Origin of the sequence: Streptomyces sp. NPDC002886, assembly GCF_042888445.1 — a bacterium.
Classification (GTDB): Bacteria; Actinomycetota; Actinomycetes; order Streptomycetales; family Streptomycetaceae; genus Streptomyces.
In genome coordinates this window covers 1,251,798-1,275,675 of sequence record NZ_JBIAPV010000002.1, presented here as the reverse complement: position 1 = coordinate 1,275,675, position 23,878 = coordinate 1,251,798, and the positions used below count along the sequence as shown (strand labels likewise).

Annotated in this window: 21 protein-coding genes and 1 tRNA gene; 15 read left to right on the top strand and 7 right to left on the bottom strand. The window is 72.4% G+C overall.

Features of this window, described 5'->3' with window-relative positions:
• Positions 1–24 precede the first annotated feature (24 nt).
• From ACFYYB_RS12015 to mycP, 9 genes are all read left to right on the top strand, one after another.
• Complete coding sequence (locus tag ACFYYB_RS12015) at positions 25–585, top strand: YqgE/AlgH family protein (RefSeq protein WP_327306485.1); 561 nt, start codon at positions 25–27, stop codon at positions 583–585.
• A gap of 72 nt (positions 586–657) precedes the next feature.
• Complete coding sequence (locus ACFYYB_RS12010; protein WP_243337322.1) at positions 658–945, top strand: DUF3039 domain-containing protein; 288 nt, start codon at positions 658–660, stop codon at positions 943–945.
• A gap of 153 nt (positions 946–1,098) precedes the next feature.
• The gene (locus ACFYYB_RS12005) at positions 1,099–2,748 is read left to right on the top strand and encodes a beta-N-acetylhexosaminidase (protein ID WP_389434862.1); all 1,650 of its coding nucleotides are present in this window, start codon (positions 1,099–1,101) and stop codon (positions 2,746–2,748) included.
• A gap of 388 nt (positions 2,749–3,136) precedes the next feature.
• The gene (locus tag ACFYYB_RS12000; protein WP_389434861.1) at positions 3,137–4,069 is read left to right on the top strand and encodes an FAD binding domain-containing protein; all 933 of its coding nucleotides are present in this window, start codon (positions 3,137–3,139) and stop codon (positions 4,067–4,069) included.
• Positions 4,066–6,018: a 2Fe-2S iron-sulfur cluster-binding protein gene (locus tag ACFYYB_RS11995; protein ID WP_389434859.1), complete on the top strand. Its 1,953-nt coding sequence runs from the start codon at positions 4,066–4,068 to the stop codon at positions 6,016–6,018. Before ACFYYB_RS12000 ends, ACFYYB_RS11995 begins: the two co-directional genes overlap by 4 nt.
• Before the next feature lie 44 nt (positions 6,019–6,062).
• The gene (locus ACFYYB_RS11990; protein ID WP_389435002.1) at positions 6,063–8,348 is read left to right on the top strand and encodes a xanthine dehydrogenase family protein molybdopterin-binding subunit; all 2,286 of its coding nucleotides are present in this window, start codon (positions 6,063–6,065) and stop codon (positions 8,346–8,348) included.
• A 146-nt stretch (positions 8,349–8,494) separates the two neighbouring features.
• The gene (locus ACFYYB_RS11985; RefSeq protein ID WP_389434858.1) at positions 8,495–8,995 is read left to right on the top strand and encodes a hypothetical protein; all 501 of its coding nucleotides are present in this window, start codon (positions 8,495–8,497) and stop codon (positions 8,993–8,995) included.
• Complete coding sequence (locus ACFYYB_RS11980) at positions 8,995–10,479, top strand: WXG100 family type VII secretion target (protein WP_389434856.1); 1,485 nt, start codon at positions 8,995–8,997, stop codon at positions 10,477–10,479. The genes ACFYYB_RS11985 and ACFYYB_RS11980 overlap by 1 nt, the downstream gene beginning before the upstream one ends.
• A gap of 132 nt (positions 10,480–10,611) precedes the next feature.
• Positions 10,612–11,679: a type VII secretion-associated serine protease mycosin gene (gene mycP, locus ACFYYB_RS11975; protein ID WP_389434855.1), complete on the top strand. Its 1,068-nt coding sequence runs from the start codon at positions 10,612–10,614 to the stop codon at positions 11,677–11,679.
• Positions 11,680–11,827: 148 nt separating this feature from the next.
• On the opposite strand, the gene ACFYYB_RS11970 is transcribed toward mycP, so the two are convergent.
• A tRNA-Cys gene (locus ACFYYB_RS11970) sits at positions 11,828–11,899 on the bottom strand.
• Positions 11,900–12,103: 204 nt separating this feature from the next.
• Between ACFYYB_RS11970 and ACFYYB_RS11965 the strand changes: the two genes are divergently transcribed.
• The 6 genes from ACFYYB_RS11965 (at position 12,104) to ACFYYB_RS11940 (ending at position 18,532) form a co-directional block, all read left to right on the top strand.
• Positions 12,104–13,561 carry an MFS transporter gene (locus ACFYYB_RS11965; RefSeq protein WP_389434854.1) on the top strand — a complete coding sequence of 486 codons (1,458 nt, stop codon included), beginning with the start codon at positions 12,104–12,106 and terminating at the stop codon, positions 13,559–13,561.
• Positions 13,562–14,018: 457 nt separating this feature from the next.
• Positions 14,019–14,165, top strand: coding sequence for a hypothetical protein (locus ACFYYB_RS11960; protein ID WP_389434852.1), 147 nt, complete (start codon positions 14,019–14,021; stop codon positions 14,163–14,165).
• 51 nt (positions 14,166–14,216) lie between these two features.
• Positions 14,217–14,612, top strand: coding sequence for a type II toxin-antitoxin system death-on-curing family toxin (locus ACFYYB_RS11955; RefSeq protein ID WP_389434850.1), 396 nt, complete (start codon positions 14,217–14,219; stop codon positions 14,610–14,612).
• A gap of 193 nt (positions 14,613–14,805) precedes the next feature.
• Positions 14,806–16,590, top strand: a complete 1,785-nt coding sequence (locus ACFYYB_RS11950; protein ID WP_266877913.1) for a DEAD/DEAH box helicase — start codon at positions 14,806–14,808, stop codon at positions 16,588–16,590.
• Between the two features lie 404 nt (positions 16,591–16,994).
• Positions 16,995–17,636 carry an IclR family transcriptional regulator gene (locus tag ACFYYB_RS11945; protein WP_054222485.1) on the top strand — a complete coding sequence of 214 codons (642 nt, stop codon included), beginning with the start codon at positions 16,995–16,997 and terminating at the stop codon, positions 17,634–17,636.
• Positions 17,637–17,734: 98 nt separating this feature from the next.
• A complete protein-coding gene (locus ACFYYB_RS11940; RefSeq protein ID WP_389434848.1) occupies positions 17,735–18,532 on the top strand; it encodes a S16 family serine protease in 798 nt (265 codons plus the stop codon).
• Here ACFYYB_RS11940 and ACFYYB_RS11935 read toward each other — a convergent pair.
• The 6 genes from ACFYYB_RS11935 to ACFYYB_RS11910 all read right to left on the bottom strand — a co-directional run bounded on the left by ACFYYB_RS11935 (position 18,462) and on the right by ACFYYB_RS11910 (position 23,836).
• Complete coding sequence (locus ACFYYB_RS11935) at positions 18,462–19,757, bottom strand: MFS transporter (RefSeq protein ID WP_389434846.1); 1,296 nt, start codon at positions 19,755–19,757, stop codon at positions 18,462–18,464. The genes ACFYYB_RS11940 and ACFYYB_RS11935 overlap by 71 nt on opposite strands.
• Positions 19,754–19,999: a hypothetical protein gene (locus tag ACFYYB_RS11930; RefSeq protein ID WP_389434845.1), complete on the bottom strand. Its 246-nt coding sequence runs from the start codon at positions 19,997–19,999 to the stop codon at positions 19,754–19,756. The genes ACFYYB_RS11935 and ACFYYB_RS11930 overlap by 4 nt, the downstream gene beginning before the upstream one ends.
• 37 nt (positions 20,000–20,036) lie before the next feature.
• Complete coding sequence (locus tag ACFYYB_RS11925) at positions 20,037–20,648, bottom strand: ArsR/SmtB family transcription factor (RefSeq protein WP_389434843.1); 612 nt, start codon at positions 20,646–20,648, stop codon at positions 20,037–20,039.
• A gap of 87 nt (positions 20,649–20,735) precedes the next feature.
• Positions 20,736–21,728 carry a glycine betaine ABC transporter substrate-binding protein gene (locus tag ACFYYB_RS11920; RefSeq protein ID WP_389434841.1) on the bottom strand — a complete coding sequence of 331 codons (993 nt, stop codon included), beginning with the start codon at positions 21,726–21,728 and terminating at the stop codon, positions 20,736–20,738.
• Positions 21,729–22,595 (bottom strand): ABC transporter permease, encoded by an 867-nt coding sequence (locus ACFYYB_RS11915; protein ID WP_389434839.1) that lies wholly within the window; start codon positions 22,593–22,595, stop codon positions 21,729–21,731. It abuts the gene before it with no gap.
• Positions 22,592–23,836: a betaine/proline/choline family ABC transporter ATP-binding protein gene (locus tag ACFYYB_RS11910; RefSeq protein ID WP_389435001.1), complete on the bottom strand. Its 1,245-nt coding sequence runs from the start codon at positions 23,834–23,836 to the stop codon at positions 22,592–22,594. Before ACFYYB_RS11910 ends, ACFYYB_RS11915 begins: the two co-directional genes overlap by 4 nt.
• Positions 23,837–23,878: the final 42 nt, after the last annotated feature.

Below are 23,878 nucleotides of genomic sequence, written 5' to 3'. Positions count from 1 at the left end.
GCGAATGTGCGAGACCATGTGGCCATGACCGAGGTGTCCTCCCTCACAGGGCGGCTGCTCGTGGCCACCCCCGCCCTCGCGGACCCGAATTTCGACCGCGCGGTCGTCCTGCTGCTCGACCACGACGACCAGGGCTCGCTCGGCGTCGTCCTCAACCGCCCCACCCCGGTGGGCGTCGGCGACGTCCTGCTGCCCTGGGCTCCGCTGGCCAAGGACCCCGGAGTGGTCTTCCAGGGCGGCCCGGTGGCGCTGGACTCGGCGCTGGGGCTGGCGGTCATCCCGGGCGAGGAGGGTCCGCTCGGCTGGCGCCGGGTGCACGGGGCGATCGGTCTGGTGGACCTGGAGGCCCCGCCCGAACTCCTCGCGGCGGCCCTGGGGGGCCTGCGCATCTTCGCCGGGTACTCGGGCTGGGGCCCGGGGCAGCTGGAGGAGGAACTGGGCGTGGGCGCCTGGTACGTGGTCGATTCCGAGCCGGGCGACGTCTCCTTCCCGGATCCGGAACGGCTGTGGCGAGCCGTGCTGCGGCGCCAGCGCAGCGAGCTGGCCATGGTGGCCACGTACGCGGACGACCCGTCGCTGAACTGACCCCGGGGCCTGGGCGGCCGCGGCGGCCGGTGCGGATCCCTCGCGCGCGAGGGACTCGGTACCCTGGCAGTCATGAGCACTCTTGAGCCCGATCGCGGGACTGGTACGGGGACCCTCGTAGAGCCGACGCCGCAGGTGTCCCACGGCGACGGCGACCACGAGCGCTTCGCCCACTACGTCCAGAAGGACAAGATCATGGAGAGCGCGCTCGGGGGCACCCCCGTCGTCGCGCTCTGCGGCAAGGTCTGGGTGCCGGGCCGGGACCCGAAGAAGTACCCGGTCTGCCCCATGTGCAAGGAGATCTACGAGTCCATGGGCCCCGGCGGGGACAAGGACAAGGGCGGCAAGGACGGGAAGTAGTCCTGCGGCCCTCCTGAAACGGGACGAAGGCCCTCGGTGCGCATACGTGCGCCCGGGGGCCTTTGCCGTGCCCCGGGGGCGGGTTAGGGTCGCCGCATCAGCGCCATGTGAAACGTGCGTTGCACAGGATGCAACGGTGGAGGAGCCGATCCCATGCCCGAGTTGATCCCGCAGCCCCGGTACGCGCGATTCCTGCCCGACGGAGGCACGGTCGAGCTCACCGACCCGCTCCTCGATGCCGGACCCGGCACCGAGGGCGCCGCCCGCTGGCTGCGCCGCGAACTCGGCGCGGCCGCCGGCTGGGCGCTGCCGTCCCCGGTCCGCGGCGAGGCGTACGGCGAGCGCCCGGTGATCCGGCTCGCGCTGCGCCCCGAGATCGCGCGGGGGACCGGCGCCGAGTCGTACGAGGTCCATGTCGCGCCCGGGTTCGTCCTCCTGGAGGGCGCCGACGAGGCGGGCCTCTTCTACGCCGCCCAGACGCTGCGTCAGCTCCTCGGGGCCGACGCCCACCGGCGGGCGCCGCTGCCCGGAGCGGTGTGGCGGCTGCCGGTCGGCGACCTCCTGGACGGCCCGCGCTTCGGCTGGCGCGGGCTGATGCTCGACGTGGCCCGGCACTTCATGCCCAAGGACGGGGTGCTGCGGTACATCGACCTGCTCGCCGCTCACAAGCTCAACGTGCTGCACCTGCACCTGACGGACGACCAGGGCTGGCGGGTCGAGATCAAGCGCTACCCGCGGCTCACCGAGGTCGGCGCCTGGCGGGCCCGCAGCCGGTGGGGCCACCGGGCCTCGCCGCTGTGGAACGAGACCCCGCACGGCGGCTTCTACACCCAGGACGACCTGCGCGAGATCGTCGCGTACGCGGCGGAGCGGCACGTGCGGGTGGTGCCGGAGATCGACGTGCCGGGGCACTCGCAGGCCGCGATCGCCGCGTACCCGGAGCTCGGGAACACCGACGTGGTGGACACGGCGGCACTGGAGGTGTGGGACGACTGGGGCGTCAACGAGAACGTGCTCGCGCCCACCGAGGCCGTCCTGCGGTTCTACGAGGGGGTCTTCGAGGAGCTGCTGGAGATCTTCCCGGCGGAGGTCTCGCCCTTCGTGCACGTGGGCGGCGACGAGTGCCCCAAGGCGCAGTGGAAGGCCTCCGCGGCGGCGCAGGAGCGGATCCGGGAGCTGGGGGTCGACGGCGAGGACGGTCTGCAGTCCTGGTTCATCCGGCACTTCGACGGCTGGCTCGCGGAGCGCGGCCGCCGGCTCATCGGCTGGGACGAGATCCTGGAGGGCGGACTGGCCCCGGGAGCGGCCGTGTCCTCCTGGCGCGGCTACGCGGGCGGCATCGCCGCCGCGGAGGCCGGCCACGACGTGGTGATGTGCCCCGAGCAGCAGGTGTACCTGGACCACCGTCAGGCGGGCGGCGAGGACGAGCCGATGCCCATCGGGTACGTGCGGACATTGGAGGATGTGTACCGGTTCGAGCCGGTACCACCGAAGTTGTCCGAAGAGGCCGCCGCCCACGTGCTGGGCGCGCAGGCCAACGTGTGGACCGAGGTGATGGAGGACCAGAGCCGCGTCGACTACCAGGTGTTCCCGCGCCTCGCGGCCTTCGCCGAGGTGGTGTGGTCCCGGCTGCCGGAGCCCGCGGAGCGGGACTACGCGGACTTCGAGGCGCGGATGGCGGCCCACTACCGGCGGCTGGACGCCCTCGGGGTCGACTACCGGCCGCCGGGCGGCCCGTTGCCGTGGCAGCGCCGGCCCGGAGTGCTCGGACGCCCGATCGAGGGAGCGCCCCCGAACGTGTGACGGGCCCGCGGGTCGGGCCCCGGAGCGCGCCCCGTCCCGGCCGCAGTCCCGACCCCTGTCCCCGGCCTCGCTCCGAGGCCCGGGACAGGGCCCCCGGGGCGGGGCCGGGACGGGGCCGGATCACGGCCGGATCGCAGTCGGATTGCAGTCGGATCGCGGCCGGATCACGGTGAACGCCGCGGGTGGTGCGGGGGCCCCGCGGGGGGCGTGTTCGCGGCCGGGGGCGGGGTCTTGCGGGGGTGGTGCGCCGGTGGTGCGCGGGCGGTGGACCCTCGCGTCCGGTGCTCCGGAAGATGTGCCAGAGTTGCCACGTCCCGGCGGTGAGCACGTACCGTACGGCGGACAGGCGTGAGCGCCGGGACCGGGACATCGGGAAGGGGCAGCTGGGTTGACCACGCACGCACCGCACGCACCGCAGGCACGGGACTCGTCCCAGGGGCCCCGCAGCGACCCGCGGGCGGGGAACGCGGAGCAGTCCGTGACGCTGCCGGCCTCGCTCGACGAGGCCGTGGCGGCGCTCGCGGCCATGCCCGCCGCCGTCCCCGTCGCGGGCGGCACCGACCTCATGGCCGCCGTCAACGCGGGACTCCTGCGCCCCGCCGCCCTGGTGGGCCTCGGCCGGATCAACGAGATCCGCGGCTGGCAGTACCAGGACGGCCACGCGCTGCTCGGCGCCGGCCTCACGCACGCGCGCATGGGCCGACCCGACTTCGCCGCCCTGATCCCGGCCCTGGCCGCCGCCGCGCGCGCCGCGGGCCCGCCGCAGATCCGCAACGCCGGCACGCTCGGCGGCAACATCGCCACGGCCGCGCCCACGGGCGACGCGCTGCCCGTGCTGGCCGCGCTGGAGGCCGTGCTCGTCATCGTCGGACCCGGCGGATCGCGGCGCGAGATCCCGGTCTCGCACCTGCTCGCCGGCCGGGAGATGCTTCGCCCCGGCGAGCTGATCGGCTTCGTGCGGGTGCCGTTGCTGCACGCGCCGCAGGTGTTCCTCAAGGCCACGGGCCGTACGGGACCGGGGCGCGCGATGGCGTCCGTAGGGCTCGTACTGGACCCCGCGCGCCGGGGCGTGCGCTGCGCGATCGGCGCGGTCGCCCCGATGCCGCTGCGGCCGCTGGAAGCCGAGCAGTGGGTTGCTTCGTTGATCGACTGGGACGGGGACCGCAGTCTGGCCCCCGAGGCGCTCGAGGCCTTCGGCGAGTACGTCGCGGCGGCGTGCGTGCCCGACCAGGGGGAGCCGGTGGCTCCCGCAGTACTGCATTTGCGGCGGACGGTGGCCGTGCTGGCACGGAGGGCCCTGGGGAGGGCGCTGAGCTCATGAGTGAGAACGACAACACGGGTGCCGCGGGCTCCACGGGACCCCACTGGGGCTGGGAACCGGTGCCGCACGGCGGCGAGTACGACTCCGACGCCACGGCCTTCGTGAAACTGCCGCAGGACATGCTGGACGCGCTCGGCACCGGGGAGCCCCTCGCGGCCCCCGGGCACGGCTACGTGCCGCCGCCGATGATCGTGCCGCTGGGCACGGGGAGCACGGACCCCGCGGCCACGGGTACCTGGACGATCCCGGTGCAGTGGCCCGAGGCGGGCGCGGCGGCTCCGGCGGACACGGGTGCGGACGCGGGCGCTTCGGGCGCCGCTGTGCGGGCGCCGATCCCGGCGTCGGTGCCGATTCCGGCCTCGGTGGCCGCGGCGTTCGCGGATCCGGCGGCGGAGCCGGTGGCCGAGCCCGTCGCGGATCCCTACGGGGAGTCGTTCGGCGAGCCCTTCGCGGAGCCTTTCGCCGAGCCCTTCGCGGGGCCCTACGGGGACTCCTTCGGGGGCTCCGCCGGGGACTCCATCGGGTCCGCCGGGGAGTCCTTCGCGGGGAGCCCGGCCGGCGCGCACGAGCCGGGGTCGACCGCCGAGTGGCACTTCCCCGAGGCGGCGGCGAGCGACGTGTGGACCCCGGGCGGCGCCGGCGACACCGGCAGCTTCGGGCAGCTCGCGGCCGCGGCCGACTGGAGCCGGGCCCCCGCGACGCTGCCGGGCGGGGCCGCGGCCCCGTGGGCGACGCATCCGGACTTCGAGGGTGCGCGCGGATACGTGGCGCAGCAGCCGGGCGGGGACGGGGCGGGTTCCGACCCGCTGGGCTCCGGCCCGTTGGGCTCCGATGCGCCGGGTTCCGGTCCGCTGGGATCCGGGGTGCTTCCCGGGGCTTCCGCGCCGGCCGGCGGACCCTTCGGCCCGGCCCTGGGACGCGGACCGCGCGTGCTGGGCGGCCCGGGGGTCGGGACCCCGCTGGAGGGGGAGCCGGTCCACCCGGCCCCGCACGACATCGAAGCCGCCCACGGCCCGGCGCAGGTTCCGGACTCGGGGGAGCGGCAGCATCCGGGGAGCGACGGCGAACCCGGCGGCGAAGCCGGGGCCGAGGGCGAGGCCGGGGCCGCCGAGGCGGAGCCGGGGTTCGGCGCGGGCGTGCCGGGCCCGGGCGGAGCCGGGGCCGGGCCCGTGCCGAGTACGGACGACGCCGACCTGGCTGTCGAGACGGCTCCGGCGGGGACGGCCGAAGGGGTTCCGGCCGAGGGGGAGACGTACGAAGAGGAATTCGCCGAGGGGGCGTCCGGAGCGGACGCCGGGGCCGTGGCCCAGCACGAGCACCCGTCGGCCTCCTACGTCCTGCGCGTCAACGGGGCCGACCGCCCCGTCACCGGCGCCTGGATCGGCGAGTCCCTCCTCTACGTGCTGCGCGAGCGCCTCGGCCTCGCCGGCGCCAAGGACGGCTGCTCGCAGGGCGAATGCGGCGCCTGCGCCGTGCAGGTCGACGGCCGGCTCGTCGCCTCCTGCCTGGTTCCCGCCGCCACCGCCGCGGGCAGTGAGGTCCGGACCGTGGAAGGTCTCGCGACCGACGGGGAACTGTCGGACGTACAAGAGGCGTTGTGCAGGTCGGGTGCGGTGCAGTGCGGGTTCTGCGTGCCCGGCATGGCCATGACCATCCACGACCTGCTGGAAGGCAACCACGCCCCCAGCGAGCTGGAGACCCGCCAGGCGCTGTGCGGCAACCTCTGCCGCTGCTCCGGGTACTCGGGCGTCATCGAGGCCGTCCGCGAGGTCGTGGCCGAGCGCGGCTCGGCGGCGGAAGCCGCCGCCGCGGCCTCGGCCGAGGCACGGATCCCGCACCAGGCCCCGCCGGGCGAGGGCGGCTTCCACGGGACGCAGGGCGACGCGGGCCGGCAGGGCAACGAGGGTCACCAGGGCAACCACGGCAACCACGAGGGAGGCACGGCGTGAGCGCCCACGACGCGGCGACGGTCCCGGTATCCGTCACGACACCGTTGCCCGAGGGCACGGAGCCGTCGGAGCCGGCGGTCCCGCGCGGCATCGGCGCGTCCGTCCCGGCCACCGACACCCGCGCCAAGACCGAGGGCACCTTCCCCTACGCCGCCGACCTGTGGGCCGAGGGCCTCCTCTGGGCCGCCGTGCTGCGCTCCCCGCACGCCCACGCCCGCATCCTCTCCATCGACACCTCCGCCGCCGCCGAGATGCCCGGCGTGCGCGCCGTCGTCACCCACGCCGACGTCCCCGGCGCCACCACGCACGGCCGCCGCATCGCCGACCGGCCCGTCTTCGCGCACGACGTGGTCCGCCACCACGGCGAGCCCATCGCCGCCGTCGCCGCCGACCACCCCGACACAGCACGCCTCGCGGCCGCCGCGATCGCCGTCGAGTACGAGCTCCTCGACCCGGTCACCGACCCCGAACAGGCCTTCGGCGCCCCCGACCTGCACCCCGACGGCAACCTGATCCGGCACATCCCGCTGCGCTACGGCGACCCCGAAGCCACCGGCGACGTCGTGGTCGAGGGCCTCTACCGCATCGGCCGCCAGGACCCCGCCCCCATCGGCGCCGAGGCCGGGCTGGCCGTACCGCGCCCGGACGGCGGCGTGGAGATCTACACCGCCTCCACCGACCCGCACACCGACCGCGACCTGGCCGCCGCCTGCTTCGGGCTCGAACCGGACCGCGTACGGGTCGTGGTCACCGGGGTCCCGGGCGCGACGGCGGACCGCGAGGACGCCGCGTTCCAGCTCCCGCTCGGCCTGCTGGCCCTGCGCACCGGCTGCCCCGTGAAGCTGGCCGCCACGCGCGAGGAGTCCTTCCTCGGCCACGCCCACCGCCACCCGACGCTGCTGCGCTACCGCCACCACGCGGACCAGGAGGGCCGGCTGGTCAAGGTCGAGGCCCAGATCCTGATGGACGCCGGCGCCTACGCCGACGCCTCCTCGGAGTCCCTCGCGGCAGCCGTGGCCTTCGCCTGCGGCCCGTACGTCGTCCCGCACGCCTTCGTGGAGGGCTGGGCGGTCCGTACGAACAACCCCCCGTCGGGCCACGTGCGCGGCGAAGGCGCCATGCAGGTCTGCGCGGCCTACGAGGGCCAGATGGACAAGCTGGCGGCCGCCCTCGGCATCGACGGCGCCGAACTGCGCCTGCGCAACGTCCTGGCCACCGGCGACCTGCTCCCGACCGGCCAGACGGTCACCTGCCCCGCCCCCGTGGCGGAACTCCTGCGCGCGGTCCGGGACCACGAGCTGCCCGCCCTCCCCAAGGACACCCCGGAGGAGGACTGGCTGCTCCCCGGCGGCCTGGAGGGCGCGGGCGAGCCGGGCGCGGTGCGGCGCGGGGTCGGGTACGGGGTCGGCATGGTCCACATGCTCGGCGCCGAGGGCACCGACGAGGTGTCCACGGCCACGGTGAAGATCGTCGGCGGCGCTGCGACGGTCATCTGCGCGGCCGTCGACACCGGCCAGGGCTTCTCCACGCTCGCCCGCCAGATCGTCCAGGAGACCCTGGGCGTCGACGAGGTCGTCACGGCCCCGGTCGACACTGACCAGCCGCCGGCGGGCCCCTCGGCCCACGGCCGCCACACCTGGGTCTCGGGCGGCGCGGTGGAACGCGCCGCGAAGATGGTCCGCACCCAGCTCCTCCAGCCGATGGCGCACAAACTGGGCATGTCCACCGAACTGCTCCAGATCGCTGATGGCCGGATCACGTCGTACGACGGCGCGTTCTCCACGACCGTCGCGGAGGCGATGGAGGGCAAGGAACTCTGGGCCACGGCCCAGTGCCGCCCGCACCCGACGGAGCCGCTGGACGGCGACGGCCAGGGCGACGCCTTCGTCGGCCTCGCCTTCTGCGCGATCCGCGCGGTGGTCGACGTGGACATCGAGCTGGGCTCGGTGCGCGTCGTGGAGCTCGCGGTCGCCCAGGACGTCGGCCGCGTCCTCAACCCCCGCCAGCTGGAAGCCCGTATCGAAGCGGGCGTCATCCAGGGCGTGGGCGCGGCCCTGACGGAGAACCTCCGCACGGCCTCGGGCCTGATCCGCCACCCGGACCTGACGGGCTACGCCCTGCCCACCTCCCTGGACGCCCCGACGGTCCGCATCGTCAAACTCGTCGAGGAACGCGACGTGGTGGCCCCGTTCGGCGCCAAGCCGGCGAGCGCCGTCCCGGTGGTCACGGCCCCGGCGGCGGTGGCCTCGGCGGTCCGCGCGGCCACGGGCCGCCCGGTCAACAGGCTCCCGATCCGGCCATCTGCGGCGGTGGCGGCGCCCAACTCGTGACCTTGTGACCCTGATTGCACCTGCAACTCGGAACTTGGGCCTGTCGGACTCTCTCGATACAGTGTTTGTGGACACTGGCGACGTGCGTGTGCGAATGCGGGCGAAGCGGGTGCGAACGGGGACGACGGGGAGTCGGGGAGGCCATCGTGGCAGTGGACTATGGGCCAGGCGTGTTCGGAGTGGACTTCGGTGTGGGCGTGGCCTCGCCGGCGGCTCTGGGCGCGCTCCAGGTCGAATACGAATCGCTGACGGACTACAAGAAGCGGGTCGACGGTCTGCTGGAGAAGCTGGACGGCTCCCCGGCGAGCGACAAGAAACTGGCGGACGGCACCCTCCCGGAGAACTCCCTGGGCGAGGGCTTCGCGGAGGCCAAGCGGCTGTTCACGGCCTACTCGACGGTGCACACGCAGTTGCTTGCGCTGTCCAAGGGGCTGGCTGAGCAGATCGAGGGGCTCAGCATCGCGATCCGGACGAGCGGCCGCGGTTTCGAGGGCGTCGACGAGGAGACGAAGCGACGGATGCTGGCGATCAGCAAGCAGGCCGACGCGAACTACGTCCCGGAACGTGACCCGTTGGCTCCGCCGCCCCCGCACAGTTCGGCTTCGCAGGGAAGTGCGTCGGCAGGCACTCAGGGAGAGGGCTTCTGATGGCGACGAACTTCGAGAGCCACACGCACCAGCAGTTGCTGGCCATGCTCGCCTCGGCCAACGCGGAGACCCTCAAGGAGCGCGGCGCGCAGCTGACGGACGCCGCGGCGACCATCAAGGAGATCGGCGAGAGCCTCAAGGACCACCGGGTGACCGGCTGGGAAGGCGAATCGGGTACGGCCTTCCAGGACTGGGTCAGCCGCGCGGGCAACGCGACGCTGCGCCTGAGCGAGTACAGCGCCGAGGGTGGCAAGCATCTGACGCAGGCCAGCCAGGTCGTCATCGAAGTCAAGGCCAACATGCCGACGTACGACGCGACGGCGGCGGCCAACCTCGAAGCGGCCCGCGAGTACCACAACGACCCGGACGCGCAGCAGATCGGCCAGCAGGCCCACTCGAAGCTGAGCGGCGACCGGCAGCAGGCGATCCAGCAGATGACGAAGCTGGCGCAGGGATACGAGGCTTCGGCCACCGGGATGGAGATGGCGGAGGTCCCGACGTTTCCGAAGCTGCCGGAGCCGTTCATTCCACCGCCGGTGGCTGGATATGGGGATCTCGAACGAGATGGAGGGGGTTCTCAAGGGGCAAGCGGTGGGGCTGCTCAGGGTGTCATTGGGGCGGGTAGCTCGTCGAATTCCCCGTCACCGGTGGGGCCGAGTGGTTCGTCGTCTGGCCCAGGTTCTGTGCCCGCTCCCCAGCAGCCTGGACCCGTTCCGGTTCCTCCTGATCGGAATATCGGCACTGGTCTCGACACCGTCGGCCCGGTTCCCAGTACGACCCTTCCCCCGGCCCCGGGCGTGCCTGGAGGCCCGAATCCGGTTAGTCCGGGCGGGGGCGGTCAGGGTCTCGTCCCCGGTGGATTGGCTCCGCCCCTGACGCTGCCGCCGAGCGGTGGTGTGTCGAAACCGATCGGCGGTGGCGGTCCCGGCCGCCTGGGTCCCGGCGGGACCATTCCCGGCCTCGGTGGGGTTGGCGGGAAGGGCGGCGGACTAGGTGGTGTTGCCGGGCTGCCCCCGCGCGACAACGGGATCAGCGGTGGTAGGCCGGTCACGCCCGGGGGGCCGGGGACAAGTCTTCCCCGCGGCACGGTCATCGGCGGCGAGGGTGGACAGGCAGGTGGTCGCGGCATGGGCATGGGCGGCGGCATGGGTATGGGTGGCGGCGGAGCGCACGGCGGTCTCGGTAGTCCCATGGCGGGTCGCCGTCTCGCCACCGAACCGGGCGGTGTGTTCGGCGGGGCGCAGACGGGTGCGGGTGGTCGTTCCATCGCTGGTGGTCAGCCGTTTACCCAAGGCGGCTCTGGACTGGTGCGCGGTGGATCTGGCGCTGCTCCGGCAGGCGGTCCTATGGGCCACGGCGGCGCTGGTGCGCATGCTCCGGGCCGACGGAGTGACGGTCGGCAGGGGGAGCGCCCTGACTACCTGGCTGAGGACGAAGAGACGTGGCAGGGCGATGGTCGTGTCGTTCCGCCGGTGATCGACTGAGTGGAGCGGACGTTGCACGGGATGCGTATGCGTAAGGCGGGCGTGGTCTTGGCGAGTTTTCTGCTGGCCGGGGTTGCTGCGACTCCCGCGCACGCGGAGAGCATCAGGTCGCGGCAATGGCATCTCACGTCAATGAAGGCCGAAGAGATCTGGAAGACCAGTACTGGAGCGGGGGTCACTGTTGCTGTCATCGACGGTGGTGTAGCACCCATCCCTGAGCTGGAGGGGCAGGTCGTCCCAGGCAAGGACTTTGCCACGACGTACAGCGGAGATGAGCGAACGGACTCTAATCAACACGGCACAGCGATGGCTGCGTTGATTGCTGGGACCGGGAAGCACTCGAGCGGTGACGGAGCGTTTGGGCTTGCGCCTGGGGCCAAGATCCTTCCGATTCGCGTGCCAGAGGGCGTCGACGTTAAGAACGCCGCCTGGACGGAGGCGATCCGGTATGCGGCAGACTCGGAAGCAAAGATCATCAGTATCTCTCTGGCTTCGGGTGAAGAAGATCCGGCACGTCTTGATGCGGTGAGGTATGCCCTCTCCAAGGGGAAGCTGATTTTCGCTGGTGTAGGAAATCGCGGAGATGGATCGAACGAAGTCCTCTATCCCGCTGCAACGCCGGGAGTGGTGGGCGTAGGAGCTGTCGACTCCAAGGGCAAAGCGACTGCGGAGTCGGAGCACGGATCACAGGTTGATCTGACAGCACCTGGTGCTGACATCGTCACGGGTTGTTCTGGCAAGACTGGAGTTTGCAAGGGCAGCGGAACAAGCAATGCCACCGCCCTCGCCTCCGCCTCCGCTGCGCTGATCTGGTCCGCCCACCCCGAGTGGACCAACAACCAGGTACTCCGGGTCATGATGAACACCGCCGGCAAGCCCATCGACGGCGCCGAGCGCAGTGACTTCATTGGGTACGGCACCGTCCGCCCCCGCATCGCCGTGCCCAACCCCGGCGACCCCGGCCCCGCGGACGTCTACCCGCTCCCCGACCTCGCCGCAGCCGGCGGCGGTGCCGGGACCAAGGCCCCCTCGGCGCCGTCCTCCACCGCTCCCTCCGGCCAGGCGGCGGCCCCCGCCCCTCAGGCGGAGGCGAAGGAAGAGGGTGGCGGGAGCCTCCCCTGGCTGGCCCTCGGGCTTGGGGCCTGTGTGCTCATCGGTGGAGCCGTCACCGCCGTCGTCGTCCGGCGTCGGGCCCGCTGACCAGGCTGCGCAGCGCGAAACGGCGGCACCCGGAAGGGGCCGCCGTTTCGTGTACCGGCCAACTGGGACGGGAACTGAGACGAACAGCCGAATGGGCGGCACCCCCTGCGGGGTGCCGCCCATTCGGCATGGCTGGTCGGGCCATCAGAAGCCGTGACCGGAATCGAACCGGCGTAACTCGCTTTGCAGGCGAGTCCCTCAACCACTCGGGCACACGGCTGGGTGGTGGTGATGTGTATGACCGTACGAGGGGGAGGGAGGGTGGGGAAGGGGTACGGGGGCCGTGCAATGTGACTGCCATGCCGCGTTCACAGAGGGGGCGGGGGTGAGGGGGTGCGGGACCTTTGGCCTAGGGCTGGAGGAGGGGGTGGGATCGGTCGGAATGACAGGGTCGAAACAGAGGTATGAGCCTTACTCTGGGGCGATGAGCGTCCTCCCCCAGCGAGCTGCTGTCACACCGGCCGAAGCGATACCCGACCCGAAGGGCGGGGTCCTCGGGCCCGCGTACCGGACGCTCAGCATCGGGATCATTTCCGTTGTCTTCTTGATCGCCTTCGAGGCCACCGCTGTCGGGACCGCCATGCCCGTGGCCGCCCGGGAGCTGGACGGGGTCGCGCTCTACGCCTTCGCCTTCTCCGCCTACTTCACGACCAGCCTCTTCGGGATGGTGCTCTCCGGGCAGTGGGCCGACCGGCAGGGGCCGCTGCGGCCGCTGACCGTGGGGATCGGGTGCTTCGCCACCGGGCTGGTGTGTTCCGGGACCGCCGGGGCGATGTGGATGTTCCTGCTCGGGCGGGCCGTGCAGGGCTTCGGGGGCGGGCTGGTCATCGTCGCGCTCTACGTGGTCGTCAGCCGGGCCTACGAGGAGCGGCTGCGGCCCGCGATCATGGCGGCCTTCGCCGCGAGCTGGGTCGTGCCGTCGATCGTCGGGCCGCTGGCCGCGGGGACCGTCACCGAGCACCTCGGGTGGCGCTGGGTGTTCCTCGGGATCCCCGCGCTGGTCTTCGTACCGCTGGCCGTGGCGCTGCCCGCGATCCGGCGGAACGCGTCCGGGCCGGTGGACCCCGAGGCACCGCCCGTGGCGTTCGACCGGCGGCGGATCCGGCTCGCCCTCGGGATCTCGGCCGGTGCGGGGCTGCTGCAGTACGCCGCGCAGGATCTGCGGTGGCTGTCGTTGCTGCCGGGGATCGCTGGAGCGGCTCTGCTGGTGCCCGCCGTGCTGGGGCTGCTGCCGCGCGGGACCTACCGGGCGCGGCGCGGGCTGCCGTCGGTGGTGCTGCTGCGCGGTGTGGCGGCGGGGTCGTTCATCGCGGCGGAGAGCTTCGTACCGCTGATGCTGGTCACCCAGCGGGGTCTGAGCCCGACCATGGCCGGGTTCTCGCTCGCGCTCGGCGGGGTGACGTGGGCGCTCGGCTCGTGGGTGCAGTCGAAGGGGCGGATGGATCCGCACCGGGAGCGGTTGATCGTGCTGGGCATGGTCATGGTCGCGGTGGCCATCGCCGGGGCGCCCGCGGTGCTCGTGGAGTGGGTGCCGGTGTGGACGATGGCGCTCGTGTGGGCGCTGGGGTGCCTGGGGATGGGGCTCGTCATCGGGTCCACCAGCGTGCTGCTGCTGAAGCTGTCGGCGCCGGCGGAGGCGGGGGCGAACTCCGCCTCGCTGCAGATCTCGGACGCGCTGGCGAACGTCGTGCTGCTGGCGGCGGGCGGGGCGGCGTTCGCCGCGCTGGGCGGGGGAGCGGTGGGGGCGGCGCACTCCGTGGCGGAGGGGGCCGGGGCTTCGCACCCCGGTGCGTTCGTGGTGGTGTTCCTGCCGATGGCCTGCGTGGCCTTGGTGGGGGCGTGGGTCGCCACCCGGCTGGACGCGGAGCCCCAGCGGGGCTGAGGCGATTGGCCTGGCCGAGCCTGTGCTCCGGCCGAGCCCGTGGTCGGGCTGGGCCCGTGCTCTTGCCGAGCCCGTGATCCGGCTGGGCCCGTGGTCCGGGCGAGCTCGTGGCTTGGCCGAGCCCGGGGCCTGGTCGAGCCTGTGGTCCGGTCGAGCCCGTGGTCTGGGCGGGCCTGTGCTCCGGCCCAGCCCGTGGTCTGGCCGAGCCCGTGGTCCGGGCGAGCCTGTAGTCCGGGCGGGCCTGTGGTCTGGCCGGGCCCGTGGTCCGGGCGAGCCCGTGGTCCGGCGCGGCGCCGTTGCCGGGGTCGGCCCCCGGGCCCCCGCTCCTCAGGCGCCGGAGGGGCTGGATTCGGCCGGGGGTGGTCCCGTGCGTGCGGGCCTGCCGGGCGGGGTCGGCCTGGCGGGCCCCCGGAGAATTGCGGCGCGGGTCCCGGGGTGGGCTGGCTAGCATCCGGGGATGAGTGAGCTGATCATCGGGATGGGCGAGGCCGAGCGGGCGGAGTTGGCCGATCTGGCCGATGCCACCGGGCAGAGCGTCGAGGAGGCCGTGCTGGCCGCCGTGCGGGGCTGGGTGCGGGGGGGAGCGGGAGCGGGCCGGACGTGAGGCGTCGCGGTTGGCCGGGCGGCATGCCGGGCTCCTGAGGAGGCTCGGGGAATGAGCACCAGGCACCTCACCCTGGCAGAGGTCCTCGACCTCGCGCGGCACGCCTGCCTCGCCCACGACCAGCCCGTCGAGCTGCGGGCCCCAGGGCTGCTGGAGTCGGCCGTGCACCGGCCGCGGGCCCGGATGTTCGGGACCTCGGCGTACGCGGACACCTACGAGCAGGCCGCCGCCCTGCTGCACGCGATCGCGACGAACCACCCCCTCGTCGACGGGAACAAGCGGACGGCATGGCTCGCCGCCGTCACCTTCCTCGCGCTGAACGGGGTCGATCTCGGTGATGCCGACCAGGACTCCGCGTACGACCTGGTCATCGACGTGGCGGCGGGGAACGAGGAGCACATCGGGCGGATCGCGGAGCGGCTGCGCGCGCTGGCCCGAGGAATGTGACGCTCGCCGCACGCGCCGAGGTCACGGGCCTGTCCCTCCGCGAGGGACGGGCCCGGGCCGGTAAGGTGGCCCGGTTGTCCTACGTACGACTGCCCGTACCGCCGGCCGTAGCGATGCCCGGACCGCACCCCCGGAAGATGCCCGGAGTGCGTGCCCGCAACGGATACGCCGCCGAGAGACCGAACCGGAGACCGTGACTACTACCGCCTCCCACCACCTCTCACCCGCCTTCCCCGGCCGCGCGCCGTGGGGTACCGCCAGCGCCCTGCGAGCTTGGCAGCAGGGTGCGCTGGACCGGTACCTGGAGACCCAGCCGCGCGACTTCCTCGCCGTCGCCACCCCCGGCGCCGGCAAGACCACCTTCGCGCTGACCCTCGCCTCCTGGCTGCTCCACCACCACGTGGTGCAGCAGGTGACCGTCGTCGCGCCCACCGAGCACCTGAAGAAGCAGTGGGCGGAGGCCGCCGCCCGGATAGGGATCCGGCTGGATCCCGATTACTCCGCGGGGCCGCTCAGCAAGGATTACCACGGGGTCGCCGTCACGTACGCGGGTGTGGGCGTGCGGCCGATGCTGCACCGCAACCGCTGCGAGCAGCGCAAGACGCTGGTCATTCTCGACGAGATCCACCATGCCGGTGACTCGAAGTCCTGGGGCGAGGCCTGCCTGGAGGCCTTCGACCCGGCGACCCGGCGGCTCGCGCTTACCGGTACGCCTTTCCGGTCCGACACGAATCCCATTCCTTTCGTGGCGTACGAGGAAGGGAACGACGGAATTCGGCGGTCCTCCGCCGATTACACGTACGGCTACGGGAACGCGCTCGGGGACGGGGTCGTGCGGCCCGTCATCTTCCTTTCCTACAGCGGCAACATGCGCTGGCGCACCAAGGCGGGCGACGAGATCGCCGCGCGCCTCGGCGAGCCGATGACCAAGGACGCCATCTCGCAGGCCTGGCGTACGGCGCTCGACGCGCGCGGCGACTGGATGCCGAACGTGCTGCGCGCCGCCGACCAGCGGCTGACCGAGGTCCGGAAGGGCATCCCGGACGCGGGCGGGCTGGTCATCGCCGCCGATCAGGACTCGGCGCGGGCCTACGCCAAGCTCATCCGGGAGATCACCGGGAGCAAGGCCACCGTCGTGTTGTCCGACGACACCGGTGCCTCGAAGCGGATCGACGAGTTCGCCGCGAGCAACGACCGGTGGATGGTCGCCGTCCGCATGGTGTCCGAGGGCGTCGACGTACCGCGGCTCGCGGTCGGCGTGTACGCCACCACCATCTCGACCCCGCTGTTCTTCGCGCAGGCCGTCGGGCGCTTCGTGCGCTCGCGCCGGCGCGGCGAGACGGCGTCGGTGTTCCTGCCGACGATTCCCTACCTGCTGGGCTTCGCGAACGAGATGGAGGTCGAGCGCGACCACGTCCTCGACAAGCCGAAGAAGCAGGGCGAGGAAGACCCGTACGCCGACTCCGAGAAGGAGATGGAGGAGGCGAACAAGCAGGAGGACGAGGACACCGGCGACGAGGAGCAGATGTCCTTCGAGGCCCTGGAGTCCGACGCCGTCTTCGACCGGGTGCTCTACGACGGCGCCGAGTTCGGCATGCAGGCGCACCCGGGAAGCGAAGAGGAGCAGGACTACCTCGGCATCCCGGGACTGCTGGAGCCCGACCAGGTGCAGATGCTGCTCCAGAAGCGGCAGTCGCGGCAGATCGCGCACAGCAAGCGCAAGCCCGATTCCGAGGCGGACCTGCTGGAGCTGCCGGCCGACCGGCGGCCCGTGGTCTCGCACAAGGAACTGCTGGAGCTGAGGAAGTCGCTCAACACGATGGTGGGCGCCTACGTCCACCAGAGCGGCAAACCGCACGGGGTGCTCCACACCGAGCTGCGCCGCGTGTGCGGCGGACCGCCGAGCGCGGAAGCCACGGCGGGACAGCTGCGGGAGCGGATCAAGAAGGTCCAGGAGTGGGCCACCCGGATGCGGTGATTTCCTACGGAATGCGGCACGGGCGGTGCGGGGAGTTTTGTACGGTCTCCGCCCGCCCGGGCCGTCGTAGCGGTGGCGCCGCACCCGTGGTGGGAGGCCCAGGCGGGCCGCGCGGGCGGCCCGGGGACACGAGCGGCGACCCGAGGGCCGAAGGTCACGAATCTGCGGCGATGTGCGATTTCAACCGGCACAAAACGCCAGTAGGCGCCCGGATTCTGGACGAGCCCTTCCGCTGAGCGAACCCGCTCGCTAGTGTCCCGGCATCGAACGCCCCGTGGCAGCGCCGCCGCGGGAGCGCAGCCGGTGCCATGGCCGCTACCGGCGGCCTCTCCGTGCGTCGCCGAGGGACCGGCGGCGCTATCCCCAGAGAGTCACCGCCGCCCACCGAAAGAGGGAGAGGCGTCGTGACCGCGGAAACCTCCCAGACTCTCGACCGAGGACTCCGAGTTCTCAAACTGCTCGCCGACACCGACCACGGTCTGACCGTCACCGAGCTCTCCAACCGCCTCGGTGTGAACCGCACCGTGGTCTACCGCCTCCTGGCCACCCTCGAACAGCACGCCCTGGTCCGCCGCGACCTCGGCGGCCGTGCCCGCGTCGGGCTCGGAGTGCTGCGCCTGGGCCGCCAGGTGCACCCCCTCGTGCGCGAGGCGGCACTGCCGGCGCTGCGCTCCCTCGCCGAGGACATAGGCGCCACCGCGCACCTGACCCTCGTGGACGGAACCGAAGCGCTCGCCGTGGCGGTCGTCGAGCCGACCTGGACCGACTACCACGTGGCCTACCGGCCCGGCTTCCGGCATCCGCTGGACCGCGGGGCGGCCGGCCGGGCCATCCTGGCCGCCCGTCAGGGCACGCTCATCGAGCCCGGGTACACGCTCACCCACGGTGAGCTCGAAGCGGGCGCCAGCGGCGCTGCCGCGCCCCTCGTGGGCATCACCGGGCTGGAGGGCAGCGTGGGAGTCGTCATGCTGGCCGACGCCGTGCCCGAGCGGGTCGGCCCGCGCGTGGTGGACGCCGCCCGAGAGGTGGCCGACGCCCTGCGCTGAGCCGCGCGGCAGGATGTGGAGCAGGACACCGAGCCGCGTCCCCGATCACCGGGGGCGCGGCTCGACCCGTTGCCGGGCACCCGCGCTAGATTGGCCCGGTGCTCTCTCGCCTCACACGTCTGCCGCGTCCCGCCGCCCTCGCCGTCTGCGCCGTGCCCGTGCTCGCGCTGTTCGCCGTCGCGGCCTTCGCACCGCTGCCCTTCGTGATCGCGCAGCCGGGCCTCACGGCCGACGTGCTCGGCTCCCGCGACGGCAAGCAGGTCATCAGCATCACCGGGGCCCCCACCCGCGAGACCACGGGCCAGCTGCGGATGACCACCATCCAGGCCACCGGTCCCTCCACCTCCGTCACCCTCTCCGAACTGGTCGGCGACTGGTTCGACACCGCCCGGGCGGTCATGCCCAGGGCGTCGGTGTACGGATCGGGCGGAAGCGACAAGGAGATCGAGGAGCACAACCTGGAGGAGATGACCAAGTCGCAGTCGACGGCCTCCGAGGCCGCCCTCGGCTACCTCCACAAGGACCCGAAGGACGTGAAGGTCGAGCTGAACCTCGCCGACGTCGGCGGTCCGAGCGCCGGACTGCTCTTCTCCCTGGGCATCGTCGACAAGCTCGACGGGAACGGCAGCGGCGGCGATCTCACCGGGGGCCGCAGCATCGCCGGTACGGGCACCATCAGCGCGGACGGCGAGGTCGGCGCGGTCGGCGGGGTGGCCTTGAAGACTCAGGCCGCGCGTCGCGACGGGGCGAGCGTGTTCCTCGTACCGAAGGCGGAGTGCTCGGACGCGAAGTCCGAACTCCCCGAGGGGCTCCGGCTGGTCCCCGTCACTTCACTGACGGATGCGGTTGACGCGCTGCGGGCTCTGCAGAAGGGCGCGTCGGTTCCGTCCTGCTGAGCCGGGGCTCCGCCTCCATGCTCCGCCAGGACGGGAACACCAGCGGGGAGAGCGTGGCGAGGAAGTAGACCCCGCCGAACACCAGCAGCGCCGTGGTCACCCCGAAACCGTCGATGAGCAGCCCCGCGGCCAGCCCGCCCAGCGGCATCGTCAGCTCGCAGCCCGCCTGGGTCACGCCCGAGACCCGGCTGCGCAGCTCGTCGGGCACCTTCTCCAGCATGACCGTGGTCAGGATCGGGTTGAGCACGCCCGCGCCGAGCCCCGACAGTGCCATCGTCACCGCGAGCGGCAGCGAGGTGTCGGTGAAGGCGGCGACCGCGTAGCGCGGGGCCCCGCACAGCAGGAACGCCGCCGCGAACACGGTCCTACGGGGGAACCGCTCGCCCCAGGCTCCGTAGAGCAGGGCGCCCAGCAGCGCGAACCCGCCGAAGAGGGCGACCATCAGGCCGAGGGCGGTGGCCCCGCCGAGCGCGTCGCGGCCGTGCACGGGCAGCAGGACCGAGGACCAGCCCTGGTCGAGGCCGTTGGTCATCATCACCATCACCGTGACGCCGAGCAGCAGCCGCGTGCGGATCAGGAACCGCCAGCCCTCGGCGAGCTCCGCCCGGTAGCCGGCCAGAGACACCTTCCCGGCGGCACGCTGCGGCTCGGCGGCCGGTATCCCGCGCACGAAGGCGGCGACCAGCAGCGCGGAGGCGCAGAAGGTGGCGGCGTCCAGGAGCAGCACCGACTCGGCGCCGAGCGTGGCGATCAGTACGCCGGCCAGCGCGGCACCGATCATGCGGGCTCCGCGCGACACGGCGTCGTAGAGGCTGGCGGCGCGGGCGACGGTGGTGCCGGCGTGCTCGGCGAGATGGGGGAGCAGCACGTAGCGCGAGGCCAGTCCGGGGGTGTGCACGAGGCCGCCGACGGCCATCAGCGCGCACAGCATCCAGAACTCCAGCAGCCCCGCGTAGTGCAGCAGCGGGATGGCGCCCACGGACAGTCCGCAGATCAGGTCCGAGCCGGCGGAGACCCGGCGGCGGCCGAGCCGGTCGATGACCGGGCCCCCGACCAGGGCGGCGATCGCGACGGGCAGGGTGGCGCAGAAGGCGACGATCCCGGCCCGGCCGGCGCTGCCGGTGGTCTGGAGCACGAACCACGGGACGCCGATGAGGGTCAGCGAACTCCCGGCTATCGAGATGGTGTTGGCGACCAGGACGGCGGTGAAGGGGCGACGGTTCACGCGATGCCGCCGTGCGGGCGGGAGATCCGGGTGTTGCGGGCGATGCGTGCGTGCAGGTGCGCGGGCTGGATCAGGTGGATGCCGGTGGAGATCAAGGCCTCGCCGACCCGGTTGCGCAGGGCGGAGGCGGGGTGCCGGCGGAGGCGCGGTGCGGCCTCCCGCGCACGGCGCCAGGCGGCGGCCTCGGCGGTGCGGATGGTGTGGGTGTCGGCGTGGATCTGGGCATGGCTGAAGGCGTGCACGGCAGGGCTCCTTCTGCGAAAGGGGTTGTGGAGGGCGCTACTTGGTGCGGACCGGGAAGGCGTGTGTGTGGAAGCGGACCGTTTCCGTGCTTTCGGAGGGCGGCAGATCGCGGTAGCTGTTGATCAGGTCGTGGACCTTGAGGACCAGCTCGTGGCTCTGTGCGGGGGTCAGCTGCAGTGAGAAGTCGCTGAGTTCGGAACTCCGGCGCCACTCCACCGACCAGGTGTGGGCTTCGCCCAGCCAGCCGGACAGTTCCTGCTCGTGGATCTTCACGATCTCCGCCATGAAGACCTCCGCGGCGCCGCGCGTGGCCGGGTCGGTGTCGTAGATCAGCGCCTCGTCGAAGATCGTGCCGTCCTGGGCGGGCCGCCACCAGCGCTCGCGGCCCTTGCCGTGCTCGGGGGCGTCCTCGACGAACCCGTACGCGGCGAGCTGGCGCAGGTGGTAGCTGGTGGCCCCGCTCGATTCCCCGAGACGCTCGGCGAGTTGCGAGGCGGTGGCCGGCCCGTGGAGGCGCAGGTCGCCCAGCAGGCGGATGCGCAGCGGGTGGGCCAGGCCGCGCAGGGAGTTGGCGTCGAGCTTGCGGAGCTGGGGCTCCGGCTTCCGGGACTGTTCCGGCTTCGAGGGCTCTGCGTTCTTCTCGGGCATGCCTCAACAGTAGAGTTGCAAAGAACCCTATGCAAGGGTTTCTTTGCAACCACTTCTTTGCATCCACCCGTCCGGGTGAGGCGGGGCTCAGCCCTCCTTGATGAACCCCTCCGCCACCAGCCAGTCCTTCGCCACCTCGTGCGGGTCCTGCCCCTCCACGTCCACCAGCGCGTTGAGCCGCTGCGCCGTCTCCGTCGTCAGCCGCTTCGACAGGGGGTCCAGCAGGCCCGCGATCGCCGGGTACTTCTCCAGGGTCTTCGCGTGCAGCTCCGGCGCCGCGTTGTAGTTGGGGAAGAAGTGCCGGTCGTCGGCGAGGGTGTCCAGATCCATGGCCTTGATCCGGCCGTCCGTGGTGAAGGCCTCGCCCAGCAGGCAGGAATCGGACTTGGAGACCTGCGTGTAGATGATTCCGGCATCCATCTTCATGACGTTGCCCGCCGGGATCTTCATCCCATAGGCCTTCTCCATCCCGGGCAGCCCGTCCTCCCGCGAGGCGAACTCGTTCTCCACGCAGACCGTCACCGCCTTGGGGTCGCGCTGCGACAGCGCCGCCACGTCCGACATGGTCTTCAGCCCGTACTTGGCGTTGTTCTTCTTGCTGATGGCCAGCGTGTAGGTGTTGTTGAGCGTGGACGGCGGCAGCCAGGCCACGCCGTTCTTCACGTCCGCGTCCCGCACCGCCTTCCACTGTTCGTACGGGTCCGTGATCGGCTTGTCGTTGCCCAGGTAGGTGATCCACGCCGTGCCCGTGTACTCGTACATGGCGTCCGCGTCGCCCTGGATGATCGCCTCGCGGGCGCTGATCGATCCCGGCAGGTTGGTGCGGTCGAGGACCTCCGCGCCGGCCGCCTTGAAGATCAGGCCGATCATCTGGCCGAGCACGATGTTCTCGCTGAAGTTCTTCGAGGTGACCGTGAGCGAGGCGCCCTTGAGGGGCAGTCCCTGGCCCACCGAGCCCGGTACGACGTCGTCCACCATCGGAGACCCGCTCTTGAGCCCGCAGCCCGCGAGCGGCAGCCCCAGCGCCAGCAGGGCCGCGCAGGCCGTGGCCGTCCGCACGGAGAGGGAGAGCTTGTCCATCTACGCCTCCAGCCCGCGCGGGGTCAGGACCGTCTCGGCCAGTGAGGCCAGCCAGTCCACGAACAGCGCCAGCGCCACCGTCAGCACCGAGCCCAGCACCAGCACCGGCATCCGCTGCGTCTGGATCCCGGAGGTGATCAGGTCGCCGAGGCCCCCGCCGCCGCCGAAGGTCGCCAGGGTCGCGGTGCCGACGTTGAGGACGAGGGCCGTCCGTACGCCCGCCAGGATCAGCGGGACGGCCAGCGGGAGTTCCACCTTCATCAGGGTGCCCATGGAGGACATCCCGATCCCGCGCGAGGCCTCCACCAGCTGGGGGTCGATCCCGCGCAGCCCTGCGACGGTGTTGGACAGCACGGGCAGGACGGCGTAGGCGACCATGCCGATGATCGCCGTCGAGGGGCCGATGCCGAGCCAGATGACCAGCAGGGCCAGCAGTCCGATGGCCGGGGTGGCCTGGCCGATGTTGGCGATCGCGGTGACCAGCGGGGCCGCCCGGCGCAGGCCGCGGCGGGTCAGGGCGATGCCGAGGGGGATCGCGATGATCAGCACCCAGAAGGTGGAGATCGCGGTGAGTTTGACGTGCTGCCACAGCCGGAGCTCGACGTTGCCGTCCTTGAGGGAGTTCTCCGCGATCGTGTCCAGTGTGGCGTTGGTGATCCACAGGTACGTGGCCAGCAGCACCAGCGCCAGCACGATGGGCAGGGTCACCAGCCGGGCCCAGGTGAGCCGGCTCCCGGGGCGGGGCGGCGCGATGGAGGCCATCACCGTCTCGTCGGGCGCGGGCTCCTCCGGATCCCGGAAGACGTGCCCCTTGAGCTCGTGCTCGCCGGGCGGGCGTTCGGGGGAGACCGGGTTCCGGGGGCTCATGAGCCCTCCGAACCGTCCCGGAGCCCCTCCAGGTCCCGCTCGGTGCGGTGGTGGCGCAGCTCCTCCAGGTCGTGCGCGTGCTCGGCGGCCGTCAGCCGGTCGGCCTCCAGCATCTCGTGCACGGAGTTCATCAGGGTCTCCATGTCCACGACGCCGATGTACTCGCCGCGCCGCCCGGTGACGGCCACCCGGCCGCCGCTGTCGGTCAGTACGGCCTCCAGGGCGTCGTGCAGGGTCGCGTCCCGGGTCACCGTGTCGTGCACGAGCTGTCCGGCCCGGGCCAGCGAGCCCTTGGCGCGCATCAGGTCGCCGCGGCGCAGCCATTTGTACGGGCGGCCGCGCCGGTCCAGCATCAGCAGTTCGTTGCCCTGGCCGGCGCGCAGGGTGTTGAAGATCTGCTGGAGCGGGTCGTCGACGGAGACGGTCGGGAACTCGGCGATCTCCACGTCCCGCACGCGGGTGAGGTTGAGCCGTTTGAGGGCGGCGCCTGCGCCGACGAAGCCGGAGACGAAGTCGTCGGCGGGATTGGTGAGGATCGCCTCGGGGGTGTCGAACTGCGCGATGTGCGAGCGCTCGCGCAGGACGGCGATCCGGTCGCCCAGCTTGATGGCCTCGTCGAAGTCGTGGGTGACGAAGACGATCGTCTTGTGCAGCTCGTGCTGGAGCCGGATCAGCTCGTCCTGGAGGTGGTCGCGGGTGATGGGGTCGACGGCGCCGAAGGGCTCGTCCATCAGCAGGACGGGCGGGTCGGCTGCGAGCGCCCGGGCCACGCCCACGCGCTGCTGCTGGCCGCCGGAGAGCTGGCGCGGGTAGCGGCCGTGGAACTCGCGCGGGTCCAGGCCGACCAGGTCGAGCATCTCCTCCACCCGGTCCTTCACGCGGGACTTGGACCAGCCGGTCATCTTCGGGACCAGGGCGATGTTCTCGGCGACCGTCATGTGCGGGAAGAGCCCCGAGGACTGGATCGCGTACCCGATCTTGCGGCGGAGCTTGACCGGGTCCATGTCGGTGACGTCCTCGTCGCCGATGCGGATCCGGCCGGAGGTGGGCTCGATCAGCCGGTTGATCATCTTGAGGGTGGTGGACTTCCCGCAGCCGGAGGGGCCCACGAAGACCACGAGCTCGCCCGCCTTGATCTCCATGGAGACGTCGTCGACGGAGGGGTTGGGGTTGCCGGGGTAGCGCTTGGTGAGGTTCTCCAGCTGGATGGTGGCGCCGGAGGCGGCGGTGGAGGCCGGCACGCCTTCGGTGGGCGGGTGCTCGGTCGGCGGGCTCGCGGGCGT

Coding starts and splice junctions, on each gene's coding strand:
- ACFYYB_RS12015 (WP_327306485.1), top strand. CDS start 25: ATGACCGAGGTGTCCTCCCTCACAGGGCGGCTGCTCGTGGCCACCCCC.
- ACFYYB_RS12010 (WP_243337322.1), top strand. CDS start 658: ATGAGCACTCTTGAGCCCGATCGCGGGACTGGTACGGGGACCCTCGTA.
- ACFYYB_RS12005 (WP_389434862.1), top strand. CDS start 1,099: ATGCCCGAGTTGATCCCGCAGCCCCGGTACGCGCGATTCCTGCCCGAC.
- ACFYYB_RS11995 (WP_389434859.1), top strand. CDS start 4,066: ATGAGTGAGAACGACAACACGGGTGCCGCGGGCTCCACGGGACCCCAC.
- ACFYYB_RS11980 (WP_389434856.1), top strand. CDS start 8,995: ATGGCGACGAACTTCGAGAGCCACACGCACCAGCAGTTGCTGGCCATG.
- mycP (WP_389434855.1), top strand. CDS start 10,612: ATGAAGGCCGAAGAGATCTGGAAGACCAGTACTGGAGCGGGGGTCACT.
- ACFYYB_RS11965 (WP_389434854.1), top strand. CDS start 12,104: ATGAGCGTCCTCCCCCAGCGAGCTGCTGTCACACCGGCCGAAGCGATA.
- ACFYYB_RS11960 (WP_389434852.1), top strand. CDS start 14,019: ATGAGTGAGCTGATCATCGGGATGGGCGAGGCCGAGCGGGCGGAGTTG.
- ACFYYB_RS11955 (WP_389434850.1), top strand. CDS start 14,217: ATGAGCACCAGGCACCTCACCCTGGCAGAGGTCCTCGACCTCGCGCGG.
- ACFYYB_RS11925 (WP_389434843.1), bottom strand. CDS start 20,648: ATGCCCGAGAAGAACGCAGAGCCCTCGAAGCCGGAACAGTCCCGGAAG.
- ACFYYB_RS11920 (WP_389434841.1), bottom strand. CDS start 21,728: ATGGACAAGCTCTCCCTCTCCGTGCGGACGGCCACGGCCTGCGCGGCC.
- ACFYYB_RS11915 (WP_389434839.1), bottom strand. CDS start 22,595: ATGAGCCCCCGGAACCCGGTCTCCCCCGAACGCCCGCCCGGCGAGCAC.